Origin of the sequence: Hymenobacter aerophilus DSM 13606, from assembly GCF_000382225.1 — a bacterium.
Taxonomy (GTDB): domain Bacteria; phylum Bacteroidota; class Bacteroidia; order Cytophagales; family Hymenobacteraceae; genus Hymenobacter; species Hymenobacter aerophilus.
Map to the genome: position 1 here is coordinate 126,243 of NZ_KB907801.1, position 17,968 is coordinate 144,210.

15 protein-coding genes are annotated in these 17,968 nt (G+C 62.1%); 7 read left to right on the forward strand and 8 right to left on the reverse strand.

The features are described 5' to 3' along the window. Positions 1-94: 94 nt before the first annotated feature. Positions 95-736 carry a DUF1684 domain-containing protein gene (locus tag H145_RS19555; RefSeq protein WP_019946478.1) on the forward strand — a complete coding sequence of 214 codons (642 nt, stop codon included), beginning with the start codon at positions 95-97 and terminating at the stop codon, positions 734-736. Positions 737-809: 73 nt separating this feature from the next. Then, complete coding sequence (locus H145_RS0102095) at positions 810-1,400, forward strand: ferritin-like domain-containing protein (RefSeq protein WP_019946479.1); 591 nt, start codon at positions 810-812, stop codon at positions 1,398-1,400. 95 nt (positions 1,401-1,495) lie between these two features. Here H145_RS0102095 and H145_RS19560 read toward each other — a convergent pair whose 3' ends face one another. The 5 genes from H145_RS19560 to H145_RS0102120 all read right to left on the reverse strand — a co-directional run bounded on the left by H145_RS19560 (position 1,496) and on the right by H145_RS0102120 (position 10,087). Then, positions 1,496-3,946: a hypothetical protein gene (locus H145_RS19560; protein WP_033425764.1), complete on the reverse strand. Its 2,451-nt coding sequence runs from the start codon at positions 3,944-3,946 to the stop codon at positions 1,496-1,498. A 19-nt stretch (positions 3,947-3,965) separates the two neighbouring features. Then, positions 3,966-5,195, reverse strand: a complete 1,230-nt coding sequence (locus H145_RS0102105) for a DUF4249 domain-containing protein (RefSeq protein ID WP_240471643.1) — start codon at positions 5,193-5,195, stop codon at positions 3,966-3,968. A 52-nt stretch (positions 5,196-5,247) separates the two neighbouring features. Next, the gene (locus H145_RS0102110; protein ID WP_026351199.1) at positions 5,248-6,444 is read right to left on the reverse strand and encodes a DUF4249 domain-containing protein; all 1,197 of its coding nucleotides are present in this window, start codon (positions 6,442-6,444) and stop codon (positions 5,248-5,250) included. Next, a complete protein-coding gene (locus H145_RS0102115) occupies positions 6,445-9,231 on the reverse strand; it encodes a TonB-dependent receptor (protein ID WP_019946483.1) in 2,787 nt (928 codons plus the stop codon). A 91-nt stretch (positions 9,232-9,322) separates the two neighbouring features. Continuing rightward, positions 9,323-10,087, reverse strand: a complete 765-nt coding sequence (locus tag H145_RS0102120) for a hypothetical protein (RefSeq protein WP_157540999.1) — start codon at positions 10,085-10,087, stop codon at positions 9,323-9,325. 170 nt (positions 10,088-10,257) lie between these two features. On the opposite strand from H145_RS0102120, the gene H145_RS0102125 reads away from it, so the two are divergent. Next, positions 10,258-10,854: a 3'-5' exonuclease gene (locus H145_RS0102125; protein WP_019946485.1), complete on the forward strand. Its 597-nt coding sequence runs from the start codon at positions 10,258-10,260 to the stop codon at positions 10,852-10,854. 102 nt (positions 10,855-10,956) lie between these two features. Here H145_RS0102125 and H145_RS0102130 read toward each other — a convergent pair whose 3' ends face one another. The 3 genes from H145_RS0102130 to H145_RS0102140 form a co-directional block, all read right to left on the reverse strand. Further along, positions 10,957-11,781: a TPM domain-containing protein gene (locus tag H145_RS0102130; protein ID WP_019946487.1), complete on the reverse strand. Its 825-nt coding sequence runs from the start codon at positions 11,779-11,781 to the stop codon at positions 10,957-10,959. Then, entirely contained in the window at positions 11,778-12,233 is a 456-nt protein-coding gene (locus tag H145_RS0102135) for a TPM domain-containing protein (protein WP_019946488.1), read from the reverse strand. Before H145_RS0102135 ends, H145_RS0102130 begins: the two co-directional genes overlap by 4 nt. Positions 12,234-12,405: 172 nt before the next feature. Beyond that, positions 12,406-12,984 (reverse strand): LemA family protein, encoded by a 579-nt coding sequence (locus H145_RS0102140; protein ID WP_019946489.1) that lies wholly within the window; start codon positions 12,982-12,984, stop codon positions 12,406-12,408. 204 nt (positions 12,985-13,188) lie between these two features. Between H145_RS0102140 and H145_RS0102145 the strand changes: the two genes are divergently transcribed. The 4 genes from H145_RS0102145 (at position 13,189) to H145_RS0102160 (ending at position 17,793) form a co-directional block, all read left to right on the forward strand. Next, the gene (locus tag H145_RS0102145) at positions 13,189-14,190 is read left to right on the forward strand and encodes a sugar phosphate nucleotidyltransferase (RefSeq protein ID WP_019946490.1); all 1,002 of its coding nucleotides are present in this window, start codon (positions 13,189-13,191) and stop codon (positions 14,188-14,190) included. A 70-nt stretch (positions 14,191-14,260) separates the two neighbouring features. Further along, entirely contained in the window at positions 14,261-15,607 is a 1,347-nt protein-coding gene (locus H145_RS0102150) for a hypothetical protein (protein WP_019946491.1), read from the forward strand. Between the two features lie 135 nt (positions 15,608-15,742). Next, a complete protein-coding gene (locus tag H145_RS0102155; RefSeq protein WP_019946492.1) occupies positions 15,743-16,135 on the forward strand; it encodes a hypothetical protein in 393 nt (130 codons plus the stop codon). A gap of 209 nt (positions 16,136-16,344) precedes the next feature. After that, positions 16,345-17,793 (forward strand): hypothetical protein, encoded by a 1,449-nt coding sequence (locus H145_RS0102160; protein WP_019946493.1) that lies wholly within the window; start codon positions 16,345-16,347, stop codon positions 17,791-17,793. The last annotated feature ends 175 nt before the right edge of the window (positions 17,794-17,968 follow it).

Here is a 17,968-nt window from a genome sequence, read left to right on the forward strand (position 1 = left end):
AAGGGAAAACGGCCGGGCCGGCAGCCGGCGGCAGAAACCGGAGCCGTATCTTGAGGCCGGTTCCGGGGCTTTCTCTCTACTATTTTCGCTGCCAATGGTTTGCCGACTATCTGTTTTACTGGCGGGGCTGCCACTGCTGCTCGCCACACCGCTACGGGCTCAGCCCGCCGCCACCCAAATACCCGCCCCCGCCGAGCACGCCCGGCAGGTAGCCGATTTCCAGCGTGACCTGAACGCCGAGTTTACTGATCCGGCCCGCAGTCCGCTGTCGGCCAAAGAGCGCCAGACCTTTACGGGGTTACCCTTTTACCCGCTTTCGGATGCCGCCTGTGTACCGGCCCGTTTCGTGGCCGATTCGCTGGGGCCGGTTTTCGCCATGCCCACCAGCACGGCCAGCCGGCCGCTGTACCGCAAGTTTGGCGAGCTGCATTTCGAGTTGGATGGTCAGCCCCGTCAGCTGTCGGTGTACCAGAACCTGGCCTTGCTGAACAAGCCCGCCTACCGCGACTACCTGTTCGTGCCCTTCACCGACCGCACCAACGGCCGCGGCTCCTATGGCGGCGGCCGCTACCTCGACCTGCGCCGCGGCCAGATCCGGGACGGGCAGGTGGTGCTCGATTTCAATAAGGCCTACAACCCCTCGTGCGCCTACGCGCCGGGCTACGCCTGCCCGGTGCCCCCGCCCGAAAACCGGCTGGCCACCGCCGTGGAGGCGGGCGTCCGGCACGCGCACTAGGCTGATGGCGGGTGGTCTGCTAACCATCTGGCAGGGTTTGGCGTAAGCCGATTGAACCCAATTCCACTTCCTTATGAAATCTGCTCAAACTGATTCCAACAACGACACCAACTCCAAAGCCAAGCCCTCGGGGATGTTGGGCAAGCTCGTGGGCGGCGCCCTGCTGGCGCTGGGCGTAAGCTACCTCGTCAACAAAACCCAGGGTAAGAAAACGGCCGTATCCGACGACGAAACCGACACGCTGCAGGAGCTGCTGCTGTTCGTGAATGACCGCATTGCCGGCTACCAGCGGGCCGTTGATGAGAGCAAGGATGCCGAACTGACCGGCTACTACAAGCAACTGGTGAGCCAGAGCCAGCAGTTTGCCAATCAACTCAACCAGCACCTGCGCCAGCTTGGTGGTGGGCGCCAGACCAGCACCACCCTCAAGGGCAAGCTCTACCGCCGCTGGATGGATGCCAAAGCGGCCGTTACCGGCTCCGACGAAAAAGCAATTCTGGGCGCCAACGTGTACGGCGAGGAGTGGGCTCTGAAAGCCTACCAGGATGCCCTCGACAGCCAGAGCCTCACCGGCCAGCTGCGCCAGGAAGTAGAGCGCCAGTACGAAAAGTCGCAGCAGACCTACGACAAACTCCAGAAGCTCCAAAGCAAGCAGTCAGCGTAAGCATCTGCAAAGCTAAAAGCCCAAAACGCGGCCCGCGTAGCTCCCAAAGGAGTTGTGCGGGCCGCGTTTTTGTATAATACAAGATACAATATGGCCTACAACGCCGGCTGCACTTCGAACGTAGTGCGGCTGCTGCCCGCCGCGCCGCTGGCGTCGAGGCCCTGGACTTCTACCAGGTAGCGGCCGGGCTGGTCGCCGGTGAAAAACTCCAGCGTCTGCGGGGCCGCGCCGGGGCCGGCCACGGTTACGGCCGGGTTCCAGTAGAGTAACTCGCGCATATCGGGCCGGCGGCTGCGCTGCTGCTCGGGCGTGTCGTAGCGCGGGGCGTAGAACTCGCGCTGCTCCTGCAGGCCCTCGTACTCCTGAATCAGCACCCGCGGGTCGAGCTGGAAGCCTTCGAGGTTGCCCTGGTAAGTGCGCAGGCTAAGGAGGCCGTTGTAGGCTGTTTCGCCCTGGAAATACCGGCTGTTTATTACATCGAGCCGCTGAATCTTGAGCGGGTCCATGGCCATCATCTTATTGATATTGAACACCGGCACCCCGTCGAGCAGCACCATCGGATTTTCCTGGAAAAGGCTGCGGTTAAGCATGTCGGTAGCCATCAGGTGGAAGCCGTCGTTGCGGATGCGCACTACTACGCTCGGCACGTATTCACGCAGCACTTCTTCCATCACCTTGAAGCGCGTGTAGTCATCGAGCCGGTAAGTGGCGTCGGGCCGGCCGTAAAACGGTACGCTGTCGGTGGGCATCACCTGGTAGCGGTCGAACTTCTTGCCCGCAAACACGGTCTGCACCTGGGCCTGGAGGTGGCGGCGGGCGTAGTCGGCGCGGAAGCGGGCGGCCACATCGAAAGCGGGCAGCGCGGGGCGGGCAGCGAACTGTTCCGAGTAGGGGTCGAGCAGCGTAATGCGGCTGGTGCTGTCCTGGCGCGGGTCGGTTTGCAGCATCAGCGACTGGGGTCCGTACAGGTTGCCGGGCTCGAAGCGCAGCAGCCCGCTGGCGTCGCTGTAGTCAGAATACAGGCGCACAACGCGGCTTGGCGACGATAGGTAGGCTGTGATGTTGGGTTGCGGAGCGTTGGTGCCGGCGCGGGTGAGGCGGGCCTGCACTACCGGGCCGTACAGCTCGGGCTGAAAAGCCGGCGGACCAGTTACGGGCCGCAACACATCGGCCCACTTAAACCGGCTCCAGCCCTGCACCAGCAGCAGGTCGTCGGTGGCGGCTTCGGCCTCCGGCCCGGTAGCCGTGAAGTAGTAGCCCGGGTTTTCCACCCCGCCGCGCAGCTCCGAAGTCAGGCCCAGGTATTGGTCGATGGTGGGTACGGTAGTAGCACTGAGCGAATCGAGGCGGTACACGGCCACCGAAAGGCTGGCGGTGGCGGCCGCGTTGGCAGCCGCCACCGCCAGGTTCACTTTCGAGCGGGGTGCGTAATTGGCTTGGTCGGGCCGGGCCGCTAGGTTCAGGTTGTGGCTTGGGCGCCGAAAATACAGCCGCTCGGCCAGCGGCTGGCGGGTTTCACTGAACAGCGTAAAGCGCGACACCCCCTCGGGCAGCTCGCTTTGGTTTATGGTAATCTGCGCCTGACCGTTCTGCAATTGCACTGGCCGGGCCAGGGAAGCGTGCTGGCGGGCGTGGCCCAGTAGTAGTACGGTTGCAGGCTGGCCGGTGGTGCCTTGTACCCTGAGCGTAAGCTGGCCGGGGCTGGCGGCCGGGGATATACTCAGCACGTAGCCCTGCTCGCGCACCGTCGGCAACCGGCTGGTAAAGGCCAGCGGCCGGGCCTGGCCGGGCCCGGCCGCCCGGTTGATAACCGCCGAGTAGGCGCCGGACCCGCTTGCCGCCGGGGTAAGCTCGAAGCTGCCCATGCCGCCGCGCCGGGTGCTGAAGGTGGCCACGGCTGCCCCCTGCGCATCGAGCACGGTGCCGGTAGCGGCCACCCCACGGCCGCGCTTATCGGTGATTTTGAACGCTACTTTGCTGCGCAGCCCGCGTACCAGCTCGCCGCCTTCCGGGAAAAACTGCGCCGCCAGCGCCGCCGAGTCGGGGGCCGGTACTGCGCCCGAAGCCGCAAAGGTATTCAGCACCGTAACGGTTGAATGGAAGTAGGCCTCGGGTCCGAAGTTCTGCATCCAGCGGGTGTAGGCCCGCACCGTGTAGCGGCCGGAGGGCAGCGACGAGGGCAGCAGGAATGTGCCCTGGCCGGTAGCCTCGCGTAGTGGCACCTTGCCCCGCAGCACTGGCTGGCGGCTGGCATCGAGTACCTCTACGTAGGCCACGCTACTCAGAGCCTGCGGTTTGGCTTCGGCCCCACCGGTAGCGTACAGCTTGAACCACATCGTTTCGCCGCTCAGGTACAGTGGCCGGTCGAGGTGCAGAAACAGCTCCTCACGGGGCATCTGCCGGCCCTGGCGATTGAACTGGCCAGTGAGGCCGCCGAGCGAATCGAGCGGAGCCTGGGCAGCAGCCACGTTGATCAGCCCTGACAGCCCGGCCAGCAACAGGATGGTGCGACAAGTAGAAAAAGAAGAATCAGGAAGACGAAGCATAGTAAGGCCGAATAAGAATCTACCAGAACGAGGGCCGGATGGCCGTGCCGCGGGCCCGACAGTCAACGCAATCAACCGATGTGGACCACAGGCCCTGCCCCGGTACGCGCGTAATCGGCACGTAGGATGGGTCATCGAAGGCACCGAACAGGATGGCGGCTATTTCATCGGGCGTTGGTGGTGGGTCGCCCGCGTAGGGGTTGGTGAGGTCGGGAGGCATACAGTCCTCGTAGCCAGTAAGCGGAACGGTGCCGGCGGGCAGTTCGGTGCGGTCGACGAAGATGCGTTTTTCGCTCACCGAGTGCGCGCCCACAAAGCCCAGCGCGGGCTGGCCGCCGCCGGCCTCGTCGAGGTTGCGCACATTGCCCGTGAGCTGGCTGGGCTGGGCATCGAAGAGGGTGCCGATGTTTTCCGTGTTCTTGGCCAGCAGCTGCCAGTAGTCGTACTCCTCACGCGTGAGCGCCTGCTGGCGCACGTGCAGGCTATAGCGGCTGAACAGGCGGTTGGAGTTGAGCGGCAGCACGCGCAGGCGGAAGTCGCGCACCTGATCCTGGCTTAGGCCCGCCGTCTGGTTCAGCACAATCTTCGGCGACTGTTCATTGCCCCAACACTTGGCCGGGTAGGGGTAAGGCGAACTGATTTCACCGAGGCGTCCCTTTCCAGGGCCGATGGTATAATACTGGATGTCAGGCCGATAAACCGGGATAATTTCCCAGGTTTCGTCGTATTCCCAGCGGTAGAACTGGCTGCTGCCGGTGGGGTCCTGGGTGCTGAGGTAGAAGTTGAAGCCCGACTCCTGGGCTTTCCACTGCAGCTCGTCGATGGGGGGCGCACAAGAAACGGGCACAAAGTCGGAGGCGTACTGCTGGCCCTTGGCCGTGCTGATGCGCAGGCGGCATAGGCTGCCGGCGGGCAGGTTGAGCGGGGCGCCGGTGTAGGTGCCGGGCGCGGTTTCGCTGAGCGCGTAGCTGGGCCCGTTTTGCAGCTCAATCAGCAGCCGGGCCTTGGTTTCGAGGGCCGGCGTGACTTTAGCAGCTAAAGCGGCCGTGCGCGAGAGACGGATGGAGGTGGGCCCGTCGGCGTTGATAAAGCCTTCGACCACGAGCAGGTTGGGCGGCGCGTTGATAACCTCCGGCGCATACGGCTCTACACAGCCCGCCAGCCCTGCCAGCAGCAGCAGAATCAGCGCCAGCAACTGCTGCATCCGATACCGTGAGGGCGCTTTACTAGAAACGGTCAGGGAAAGCATAAAGTCACCAAAGATTGAAATATCGAAAACGAGCTGGGAGGTATATTGGCTACTACCAGAAGTCAGGCCGCACCGTAGTGCCACGGGTACGGCAGTCGACACAGTCGCGGGAGGCAAATTCGACCCCTTTGGCAACCTCGAAAATCGGAACGAAACTACCATCATGGAAAGCTCCGTATAGGGTTTGTGCCTTTTCCTCGGGGGGAGGTGGTGGAAATGGCTCAACAAGGTTGAGTAAGGTAAGTGGACTACAACTCTCGTAGCCGGTGAGCGGGTTGCTGCCGGCAGGCAGGTCGGTGCGGTCTACGAAAATGCGTTTTTCGCTCACCGAGTGGGCACCCACGAAGCCGAGGGCCTGCTGACCGCCGGCCTCATCGAGGCTGCGCACGTTGCCCGTGAGCTGGCTGGGCTGGGCATCGAAGAGCGAGCCGATGTTTTCCGTGTTCTTGGCCAGCAGTTGCCAGTAGTCGTATTCTTCGCGCGTGAGCACCTGCTGGCGCACGCGCAGGCTGTAGCGGCTGAACAAGCGCTCGGAGTTGAGCGGCAGCACGCGCAGGCGGAAGTCGCGCACCTGGTCTTGGCTCAAACCGCTGGTCCGGCTCACCACCACCTTATTGGATTGCTCGCTCACCCAACACCTGAACGGATAAGGATAGGGGCGGGAGCGAATAGTATCAATTTTTCCGGTTCCGACTCCGGTGTCGTAGTAGCCAATATTAGGCTGATAGGTAGGGATAATTTCCCAGGTTTCGTCGTATTCCCAGCGGTAGAACTGGCTGTTGCCGGTGGGGTCCTGGGTGCTGAGGTAGAAGTTGAAGCCCGACTCCTGGGCTTTCCACTGTAGCTCGTCGATGGGGGGCGTGCGCTTGACGGGCACAAAGTCGGAGGCGTACTGCTGGCCCTTGGCCGTGCTGATGCGCAGGCGGCATAGGCTGCCGGCGGGCAGGCTGAGCGGGGCGCCGGTGTAGGTGCCGGGCGCGGTTTCGCGGAGCGGGTAGCTGGGCCCGTTCTGCACTTCGACTGCCAATTGGGCGTTGGTTTCGGGCGGTGGCAGCGTGGTCTGGGCCAGAGTGATTGTGCGCGAGAGGCGGATGGAGGTGGGCCCATCGGCGTTGATGAAGCCCTCGACCACGAGCAGGTTGGGCGGCGCGTTGATGACCTCGGGCGCATACGGCTCCACGCAACCCGCCAGTCCTGCCAGCAGCAATAGCAACCATAGGCCGTGCCGAAAAACAGTTAGCTTTTTCATCTAGAACTTGAAGTTGTAGGTTGCCGTGGGGATGGGCCGGCCGAAAATCGACAGCTTGTAGCCCTTAATCTGCCCGTTTTCCGACTTGAAATAAATCGAGTAGGGGTTCTGGCGGCCCGTGAGGTTATAGATGCCCAGCGTCACCGAGCTGTGGGCCAGCTTCTGCACTTTGTGGTTGCCTTCGATATTGAAGGCCAGGTCCATCCGCATATAATCGGGCACCCGGTAGGCGTTGCGGTCGGAGTAGAACACACGCAGCGAGTTGCCGGCGTAGTACTTGGCAATGGGCAGCGTGATGGGCCGGCCGGTGCTATAGTTGAAATTGAGCGAGGTGCTGAAGCGGCGGCTGAAACGGTAGTTGCCCACCAGCGTCGCGTCGTGGGGCTTGTCGAAGTTGCTGGCGTAGTAGCGGCCGTTGTTTATCTGGTCGGCGGGCGTGCCGGCGTTGGCCCGTACCAGCGAGCGGGAGTAGGTGTAGCTCACCCAGCCGTTCACTTTGCCCGTTAGCTTGCGCACCAGCACCTCTACCCCGTAGGCCTTGCCCTCGGCGTTTATGATGTCGGTTTCGATGGTGCGGTTGAGCAGCAGCACGGCGCCGCCCTTATAGTCCACAAAGTCACGCAACGATTTGTAGTAGGTTTCCACCGATGTCTCGATGGTATTCGACTTGAAGTTGCGGTAGTAACCCACCGACACCTGGTCGCCCACCTGGGGCCGGATGTTGTTGTCGGCCAGCTTCCACGTGTCGGCCGGCGACACGGAGGCCGTATTGGTGAGCTGGCTGATGTACTGGCGGGTGCGGTTGTAGCTGAGCTTCACCGACGAGTTGTCGGAGAGCGAGTAGCGGGCCGAAGCGCGGTACTCGGGGCCGTGGTAGGTAGCCAGTACCTTGCCCGGACCGTAGTATTGGGTGCCGATAAGCGTGTTTTCGGAGCGTGATTCGCCGGGTGCGTACTCGTTCACGGTGCGGGCGCCCAGCGCGTTGTAGAGCGAGTAGCGCAGCCCCACCGATACCGACAGCCGCTGGTTCACATCAATCTTGTCCGACACGTACACGGCGCTTTCCACGGCCTGCTCGCGGTCCAGAATGTTGGGCACCACGAGCGAGCCATCCTTGAGCGGCTTCAGGCTGCCGGGGCTCACGTTATAAAGCAGCGAGCTAACGCCGAAATCGAGGCTGTGCTTGGGGTTGGGGTAGTAGCTGAAGTCGGCCCGCAGGCTGGTTTGGTTGATGGAGTACTGCAGGCGCGACGAATTTACCTCGTTGTCTTCGCTGGTGATGTCGTAATCGTAGTGGCTGAAGGCGCCCGTGAGTACGCCGTAGAGCTGGTTGCTGAAATTGTGCCGCCACTTAAGGCTGGCCGACTTGTTGGCGTAGCGGTAAGTGGTATCCGAAGCCAGCCGGAACCGGTCGGTGCTGTAGTAGCCGGTGGCGTACACGGCATCCCGGTCGCTGAACTGGTGGCTCAGGTGGGCGCTGAAATCGGAGAAGCCGGCCGAGCTTTGCCGGAATTTGCTGTCGGAAAGCCGCTTTAGAAGCCAGTCGGAATAGCTGGCCCGGGCGCCTACTAGAAATGAGCTTTTCTCCTTGATAATCGGCCCCTCCAGCGTCAGGCGGCTGGTGAGTGGCCCGATGCCACCGGCGCCGCTGAACTTCTTCTTGTTGCCCTCGCGGGTCGTAATATCAAGCACCGACGAGAGCCGCCCGCCGTATTTGGCCGGCATAGCGCTCTTGTACAGCTCCACGCCCTGCAACATGTCGGGGTTGAAGGCCGAAAAGAACCCGAACAGGTGCGAGGGGTTATACACGGTCATGTCGTTGAACAGAATCAGGTTCTGGTCGGTGGCCCCGCCGCGCACGTTCAGGCCGGTGCTGCCTTCGCCCACCGATTTCACGCCCGGCAACGTGAGTACCACCCGCAGAATATCGGCCTCGCCGAAGGCGGTGGGCACCTGCTTGATGGTCTTGATGTCCAGCTTTTCGAGGCCCATCTGGGTGCTGGATATGTTCTTATCCTTCTCGCCCTCAATCACTACTTCCTTCAGGGTGGTCACGTCTTCCTCCACCTCAATTTCGAGGCGGCCGCTACCGCGCAGAATCACCTGGCGGCGGGTGTTTTTGCTGCCCACACTCCGGATTTGCAGCGTGTAGCGGCCGGCCGGCAGCGTAAGTGAGTAGAAGCCGAACTGGTCGGTGCTGGTGCCCACGCTGGGATTCTCGGAGTAGATAGTGGCCCCGATTACCGGCTCGCCCGATTTCACGTCGCGGATGTGGCCCGCCAGCGTAACGGGCCCGCTGCCGCCGCCCGTCCCGATTTCGTACACCTTGTACTCGGCCACCGTTACATAGCGCGAGCGGGTGGGGGCGGCTGTGGGCGTCAGGTCTTCGGGGGCCGCGGCTACCGGCCCCTCGCTGAGCGTGCCGGCGGGCCGGAAAAATAACCGGGATAACTCGGGCTCGATGCTGACCTCGCTCGTAATGAAGGCCCGGCCATCAGGCGTGAGGGCGAAGCGGTAGGCTGTGCCCTCGAACACGCGCCGCAACACCGTGGCCAAGGGCAGTTCGCGCGCCTCCAGACTCACCCGAAAGCTGTCGGGCGGGGCCGTGTTGTCATAATAAAAGCGGTAGTCGGTTTGGGTTTCCAGTTCGCGCACAAACTGCCCGAACGGTACCCGCGTGAAATTACCAGTAACAGTTTTCGCGCCGGGCTGCTGCTGGCCGTAGCCGCGCGGCCCGATGAGTAGTAGAACCGATAGTAAGAGAAGGAACGAGTATAAGTGCTTCATACCAGAATAAAAGCGCGAGGCGAAAAGGACGTTGCCGGCCACAGGCAACCGGCTGTCGGATAACTTACAGCAAGGAACAAACAGACCGAAATTAACGGGGGGGCAGCTGATTGTAGAAAGCAGTGAGTTGCGTTAAGTCGCGCTCAAACTGCTTTCTTTTAAGCTTCAGCTTGTTCTGGCGCATATAGGCGCGCACCTCCGACTCGCGGTCGGCCAGCAGCTTCTGCGCCGCCGATTTGGAGTTGACCGCGTAATAGCGGCCCGCCTTGTGGATATAGAGCCGGTCATTACCAATAAATTCGGCTCGTACCACGCGCCCCTCAATGCGCTCTTGTTTGCGCTTGGTGCGGCGGGCCAGCAGCCGTACCGGGCCTTCGGCCAGCACTTCGTAGTAGCCGGTAGCGGGCAAGCCGCTGGCGGTGCTATCGGCGGCCCGCAGCCGCTCGAAACGGTGGCCGGCAATGGTAAATCGGTCCAGTTTCTCGTTTACGAGCCGCAACGTCAGCGGGCTGGTGGGCTGCGTGAGCACTACCTGATCAAGCACCACATCATAGCGCAGTTGCAGGTTGTCGAATGGCTGGTGGTGGTAGAATACGCTGCCGGGCTGGGGCTCGGGTGCCAGAAAAAACTGGTGGCCCGTCTGCACGGCGTAGCGCATGGCGTAGTTCACGTACTCGGGGCCATTGTAGAGCAGCGACGAAACCGGGTCGGCGGCGGTATATACCTGCCGGACGGATTCGGGAATCGGGGCCGCGTAGGCGGCCATTGGCGGCGGCTGGCTCTGGGCCTGGGCAGTTGCGGCGGGTAGTACCAGACCGATGGCCAGCAACCGGGCAAGTAGTAGGGGTAATGACATAAACTAACAGAGTAATAAGCTGGTAAGGCTGCAAATAGGGCGTCCGGGCAAAAAACGGAATAATCAGCCGAATAACAACCAGGCAAGGTGGCCCTCCGCAAAATAAATTGCTGCTCCACGGCAAAGCAGTTCGGGAACCAGCAGCAGCCCCGCTCGTACAATCCGGCACTATGCGCTATATCTCGCTCGACCTCGAAACCACCGGCGGCCGGCCCGCCCGTCACCAGATTCTGGAGCTGGCGGCCGTAGTGGAAGACACCAAAAACCTGCGGCCGCTGGCCGAACTGCCGTACTTCCGGCGGGTGGTGCGCCACCCCGAGTACGTGGGCACGGCCGGCGCCCTGGCCCTCAACGCGGGCCTGCTACGCGAGCTGGCCCGGAAGGAACCCAACCCCGAGCTGTGCGAACCAACCGAGCTGCTGCCCCAACTACGGGAGTTTCTGCTGGCCCAGGGCTTCAAAACCGATAAAAACGACTGCGTGGCCGTAACGATGGCCGGCAAGAACATTGCCTCCTTCGACCTGGGCTTTCTGCGCGAGCTGCCCGGCTACGGCACGCTGGTGCGGGCCGAGCCCGCCATGCTCGACCCGGCCGCTTTCTACCTCAACTGGCGCAAAGACACCCGCCTGCCCACCATGCAAACCTGCAAGGCCCGCGCCCACTTCGCCGACGACACCGTGGCCCACCAGGCCTTGGCCGATGCCCTCGACGTTATCGAGCTGCTGCGACCTTTCTACGAGCGGCCGGCCTACTTAGCGGTGAGATAGTGAGATGGTGAGATGGTGAGTTTGATGTTTTGGGGGCCTAACTACACGAGTTGTGCCGTGAGGCCCCCAAAACATCAAACTCACCATCTCACCATCTCGCCTTTACCAGCTGCCCGAGGCGCCGCCGCCGCCGCTGCTGCCGCCGCCGAAGCCCCCGAAACCGCCGCCGCCAAAGCCGCCGCCTCCACCGCCGAAACCGCCCCCAAAGGTGCCGCGGCCGCCGCTGAAGTCGCCGAAGATGAGGGGCGGAATCATGGAGCCGCCGAAGCCGCGGTTGCGCCGGCCGCCGTTGTTGCCGCCGCCGCGGTTACGCAGCATAATGAACAGAATCAGCACCCCGATGATAAGCCAGAACGAGATGCCCGAGCCGCTGTCGTCGGCCGGGGCGCGCTGCCGGGTGGTCTGGTCGGCCTTGTACTCGCCCTGAGCCAGCGAAATCAGCTGGTCGGTGGCGCGGTCGAGGCCGTTGTAGTAGCGCTCCTGCTTGAAAGCCGGAACGATGGTGTTGGAAATGATGCGCTTGGAAATGGCGTCCGGAATGGCGCCTTCGAGGCCGTAGCCGGTGTGGATGCGCGCCTTGCGCTCCTGCTTGGCCACCAGCAGCAGCACGCCGTTGTTGTTGCTTTTCTGACCGATGCCCCAGGCCTGGTAGAGCTTCTGGGCGTAGTCGAAAATGTCGTAGTCGCCGAGGCTGGGCACGGTTACCACAGCAATCTGCGATGAGGTCGAGTCGTTGTAGGCCACCAGCTTGCGCTCCAGCTGCGCCACCTCGTCGGGCCGTAGCATGCCCGCCAGGTCGTTGACGAGGCGGGGCGGATTGGGGCGGGGCGGTACGTTCTGGGCGGCCGCTACCAGCGCCCACAGCAGCAGGCCAAAGGTCAGCAGCCAGCCAGCCGGTCGTCGCATCGTTACTAGCAGGTTCTTCATGGGCGCTTTGCAGGTGAGTCGCCGAACGAAATCGAGTCGTCCAGCTCGTTCTGGTCGGTGGCGGCGTCGTAGGGGAAGTAGCGCCGCAGCTGCTCGCCCGCCAGCCGGATGCCGGCCTCCAGACCCAGCACGTATTTCTCGGTGCGGAAATGCTGCAGCACGTTCTCCTTGGCCGTTTCCCAGAAGTCGTCAGGCACGGCCGAGTTGATGCCCGCGTCGCCGATAACGGCAAACTGCCGGCTCTGCCAGGCCAGGTAAAACAACACACCGTTGCGCTGGGCCGTGTGGTGCATGCCCAGCTCGGCAAACACCTGGGCGGCGCGGTCGAGCGGGTCGGGCGAGGGGCAGCTGTCTTCCAGGTGCACCCGGATTTCGCCCGACGTGCGCAGCTCAGCCTGCCGGATGGCTTCCACCAGCGCCGCTTCCTGTTCGGGAGTGAGAGGATTGGTCATGTCAATTGCCGGTTAGGGTTAAACCAGAGCGGTGTCATGCTGAGCGAAGCGGAGCGTAGTCGAAGCATCTCTACCACATTGGTAATCCCGATGATTGCAACGAAGCAGTAGAGATGCTTCGACTACGCTCCGCTTCGCTCAGCATGACACCGCTCTTTCGCTGACAACCGAATTAAAACTGCACCGTCGGAGCCTTCTGCGAGGCGGCGTCGGCCTCGAAGTAAGGCTTCTCAGCGAAGCCGAACAGGCCGGCAAACAGGTTGTTGGGGAAGCTCTTGACGTAGGCGTTGTAGTCGTTGACGAGGCCGTTGAACTTGTTGCGCTCCACGTTGATGCGGTTTTCGGTGCCCTCGATCTGGGCCTGCAGCTCCTGGAAGTTGGCGTTGGCTTTCAGCTCGGGGTAGTTTTCCGACACGGCCAGCAGCCGGCCCAGGCCCGAGCCCACCTGGCTTTGGGCGGCCTGGAATTTCTGCAGGTTCTCGGGCGTCAGCTGGTCGGCGTTCAGCTGCACGCTGGTGGCCTTGGCGCGGGCCTCAATCACTTCGGTCAGGGTTGATTTCTCGAAGTTGGCGGCACCTTTCACCGTGTTTACCAGGTTCGGAATCAGGTCGGAGCGGCGCTGGTAAGCACTCTGCACGTTGGCCCACTGGCCCTTCACGGCCTGGTCCTTGGTTACCATCGAGTTATAGCCGCACGACGACTGGGAAAGCATCAGCACGATGCCGGCAAAGTAGAGCAGAAAACGTTTCATGGCGGAAAAATTGGGAAATTGGGAAAGGGAGAGAGAAAAATCGACCGGAACCGGTTCTGGTAGCAGTGCGCCCCACGGGGCCGGCTGCGCTGCAAAGTACGAATTCGCGGCCCGGCGGTTGTGCGGGGGCTGGCTGCAAGGAAAACGGCGCCAAGCTCCGCGGCTATTGTGTATTTTGCGCTTCGGCGCTTCCCGATTCAGTTTATGAAAGTAGTTATTCCCGTAGCCGGCATCGGCTCCCGCCTCCGGCCTCACACCCACACCCAGCCCAAAACGCTGGTGCCGGTGGCCGGCAACACCATCCTGGGCCACATCATTGATAGGCTGGTCGAAGCCGGCGTCCACGAGTTCGTCTTTATCATTGGCTACCTCGGCGAGAAAGTGGAGAACTACGTGCGCCGCCAGTACCCCGACCTGCAGGCCACGTTTGTGGTGCAGGAGCCCCGCGAGGGCATCGCCCACGCCCTGTGGCTGGCCCGCGACCAGTTCCGCCACGAGCCCGACGGCGTGCTGATTCTGCTCGGCGACACCATCGTGGACGTGGACCTGCGCGCCCTGATTGCCACGCCCGGCAACGTGCTGGCCGTAAAGGAAGTGAAGACGCCCGCCCTGTTCGGCATCGTGGAAAACGGGCCCCGCGGGCTGGTGACGAAAGTGGTCGAGAAGCCGCGCATTCCAAAGTCGAACTTCGCGCTGGTGGGCCTCTACAAGATTGCCAACGCCGACTGGCTGGCCTCGGCGCTGGAGCGCATTGTGGAGCAGGGCAAGCGCACCCACGGCGAGTTTCAGCTCACCGACGCGCTGATGCTGATGATTGAGGACGGCGCCGAAATGGTGGCCGCGCCGGTAGACAACTGGTTCGACTGCGGCCGCAAAAGCTCGCTGCTCGAAGCCAACGCCCGCCTGCTCAACCGTCCCGAGTTCCTGCGCCGCCGCGACTACTCCGACTTTCCCGACACCATCATCATCCCGCCCGTCAGCATCGGCCGCGACTGCCAGATTGCGGGCTCCATCATCGGCCCCAACGTGGCCATCGGCGACCATACCATCGTGCAGAACGTCATCCTGAGCGAGTCCATCATCGGCTCCTACTCCGAGCTGCGCTCGGCCGTCATGCACGACTGCATCGTCGGTTCCGATGCCCTGTTCAAAGGCACCAAGCACAGCCTCAACATCGGCGACAACACCGAAATCGATTACAGCTAGGAGCAAGGCAGCCCGCAGCGCGCAAACTACGGCCCAACCATCCCGAAAAGATTGTCGTTACTTTAACCCGATGCGCAACTCCACTCTTATTTCCCGCCTGCTGCCCGCCCTGGGCCTGTCGCTGCTCCTGTTGCCCGGCTGCTACTCCCGCTCCGATATCAAGGAAGAGGGAGGTAAAGCGGGCACAATGACTGACGCAGTCATCAGCGACAACCCGGAAACGCCGACTGTTGCGCCCGAAGCTGCTGCCACGGCCCAGCCGCTGCAGCGCGTGAATGTGCTGCTGGAAGTGTCGGGCTCGATGGAAGGCTTCATGCCCAAAACGGCCGCCGATGGCCAGAATACGCAGTTTCAGCAGCGGGTGGCGCAGTTTCTGTCGGAGGTGAACCGCACGCCGATGGTCAGGCAGAAGTCGTTTTTCCTGCTGAAGGAGAAGCCCTACACCGAGTCGTACGGCACGCTTTCGGGCACGGTGCGCGGGGGCATCCGGCAGCCGGCCAAGAGCACCGAGGTGCCCGCCGTGCTCGATACGCTGATGACGCGCTATTACCAGCCCGGCACCGTGAACGTGCTGATTTCCGACTTCATCTACTCGCCCAAAAACGCGGGCGCCATTCCCTACATCAAAACCGACATCACGGATGCCCTGCAGCGCAACGGCGCCCAGTCGGACCTGGCCGTGTCGGTGTACGGCTTCACGTCAGATTTCCGGGGCACCTACTACCCGGCCTTGGTGGCGGCGGGCAAGAAAACCAACTGCTGCGACACCGAAATACCCTATTACTACTGGGTGATTGGCCCCTCGGATGCCGTGCGGCAGTTTGATGCGGCTTTGCTGACCGACGAAACGGCCCGCCAGGCGCACTTCGGCGTAACCTACCCGCGCCCGGCCTACTCGGTGCTCGATAAGTTTGAGAACAAGGGCAGCTGGTACTACGGCGACGACGGGGCGAGCAAACGCAACGCCGATGCGTACCGCGTGGTGGCCGTCAGCGAGGCCTCGGCCCAGCAGCCGGTAGAGTTTGTGGTAGGCCTCAATTTGCAGAACCTGCCCGCCCAGTACCGCGAGCTGGCCTATCTGCAGCAGAACCTGCAGGTACAAACCGTGGACACCGACGCTAAACTGGCAGGCGTTACGGCCGCCACTGCCCAGACTAAAGGCAGCAGCGGCCCGCAGAGCCGGTTCACGCACTTCGCCAAAATCCGTCTGACCAAAGTGCCACCCGCCTCGCGCCCGCTGGTGCTCAAGCTGCAAAACCAGCGCCCCGCCTGGGTAAGCCAGTGGACTACGAAAAACGACGCCACGCCGGCCGCCAAAACCTTCGCCCTGAGCAGCTTGCTCGACGGAATCCAGGCCTCGGTGCAGGCTCAGCCTACCATCTTCGAGCTGCCTCTGACGCTGCAGCCGGCTAAGTAGCGGCCGGGGTTGGCACGATAGTCGTTCAGGCGGCTGCCAGGGCCCGGCGCCGGGTGTTTTGGCCGGGGCCGCAATTTCATTTCTGTTGTATCGTTTCACGAGTTGCCGGGCGGGTGCCGGGCGTTATTTTTCCGCATGAAAGCATTCTTCCGCTTCCTCTACGAAATCATCGGCAACCCCCAGCCCCCGGCCGACACGCCGGTGTACCGTGACGTGGTGTTTCCCAATATCGGCCTGCTGAACATTGGTTTGTCGCTGGGACTAGCAGTAATTTTCTACCTGCTCATCAACCGGGCCATGGGCGTGGCTACCTTCAACAAGGGCCGGCACTGGGGTTTGTTTCTGGGCCTGAACGCGCTGCTGGCCTTCGGCATTACCATCTGGCAGGCCCACGCCCAGCAGGTTGCCGACCACAGCTACATCTACTGGCTGGCCACCTGGAACGCCATCCTGAGCCTGGCCTGGTTCTTCATTTTCTCGCTGCTGCTGCGCAAAGCCTCCACCAACGCCAGCACTACGCCGTTTTAAAGCTAGAAACTAGAAAACTAGCTCCCCTCCTTGGAAAGGAGGGGCTGGGGGTGGTTGATTCGTTGCACGACGCTACCAATTGAACGACGCCATTATGAGTCGTTCAACCAAACAACATCAGCAACGAGTCAACCACCCCAGTTCAGCCTTGCGGCTGAACGTCCCCTCCTCAGCTGAGGAGGGGAGTTTCGTTCAACATCAGCAATATCATGGCTAAACTCTTCTTATTCGGTATTGGCGGCACGGGCTCGCGGGTGATTCGCTCGCTCACGATGCTGCTGGCGGCCGGCGTCAAGCTGCCCAACTGCGACCGGGTGGTGCCCATCATCATCGACCCCGATGCCCACAACGGCGACATGAACCGCACGGTGGAGCTGCTGCAGAACTACCAGCAGATTTACCAGCACCTCGGTCCCCGCGACGAAGGCTTCTTCCAGACCGATATCAGCACGCTGAGCGGGATTTCGCAGGATGCCAACGGCTCGGTGAAGGACACTTTCATTTTCGACTTCGGCGGCATCAACCAGAGCTTCCGGCAGTACCTCGACTACGACGGGCTGAGCGTGGATTCGAAAGGGCTGGTAGACTTACTGTTCACGCCCGACAACCTGGAAAGCCCGCTGACTATTGGTTTCCGGGGCTCGCCTAACGTGGGCAGCATCGTGCTGAACAAGCTGGTGGACAGCGCCGAAATGCGGTTTTTCGCCGATAATTTCCAGGATGGCGACCGGGTGTTCTTCGTGTCGAGCATTTTTGGTGGCACGGGCGCGGCGGGTTTTCCGCTGATGCTCAAGAACCTGAAAGACCCCAACACCCGCCTCAGCAATGCCCGCTACCTGCGCGACGCGCCCACCGGCGCCGTAACGGTCATGCCCTATTTCGCGCTCCAGAGCGAGGACGCGGCCGTTATCGACTCCAATAACTTCCTGACCAAAACCAAGGCCGCGCTCAGCTACTACGAGCACAACCTGCAGGGCCTCGACGCGCTCTACTACCTGGCCGACACGCCCGACACGCCCTACGAAAACCAGCCCGGCGGTGTGCAGCAGAAGAACAAGGCCCACATCATTGAGTTGCTGGCGGCCCTGAGCATCGTGGATTTCATGAACTACTCGGCCGCCGAACTGCGTACTGGCGGCCCGCACTTCCACGAGTACGGCCTGGGCGCCGACGCGCCCGAAATCCAGTTCAGCCACCTGCCCGACGAAACCCGCGAGCTGGTAGCCCGACACCTGACCCAGTTCCTGTACTTCACGCGCTACCACAAGCTGCACCTGCCCACCGATAAGGCGCCTTACCACGACAATCTCAAGCTCGATTACGCCATGCGCAACGAGCCTATTTTCAAGGAGCTCAACACCTTCCTGCACAGCGCCGATTCGGGCGTCGACCAGTGGCTGCAGGAACTGGCCCAGAACCGCCGCGCCTTCCGCCCCTTCGACCTGCAAACCGACGACTTCAACGCCATGATTCTGGGCAAGCCGGTGGAAAAGAAGTGGAACGACTTCTTCAACAAAGGCCTCAGCCACAACTACCTGCTCGACAGCCTCAACAAAACCGAAAAGTCTATTGGTGAGCCCGACAGCTTCCGCAAGCTGCTGGATTTGTTCTACCAAGTGACCGACAAGGCCTTTGAGGAGAAGGTGAAGGTGGTGTAGTAAAAGAACGAAAACTCCTCTCCTTGGAAAGGAGGGGACGCGGCGGCGTAGCCGACGCTGGGGTGGTTGATTCGTTGCTGATGTTGCTTAGGTGAACGACCAGCAACGGCGTCGGGCAACGAATCAACCACCCCTAGCCCCTCCTTTCCAAGGAGGGGAACTAGCTTTCTAGTTG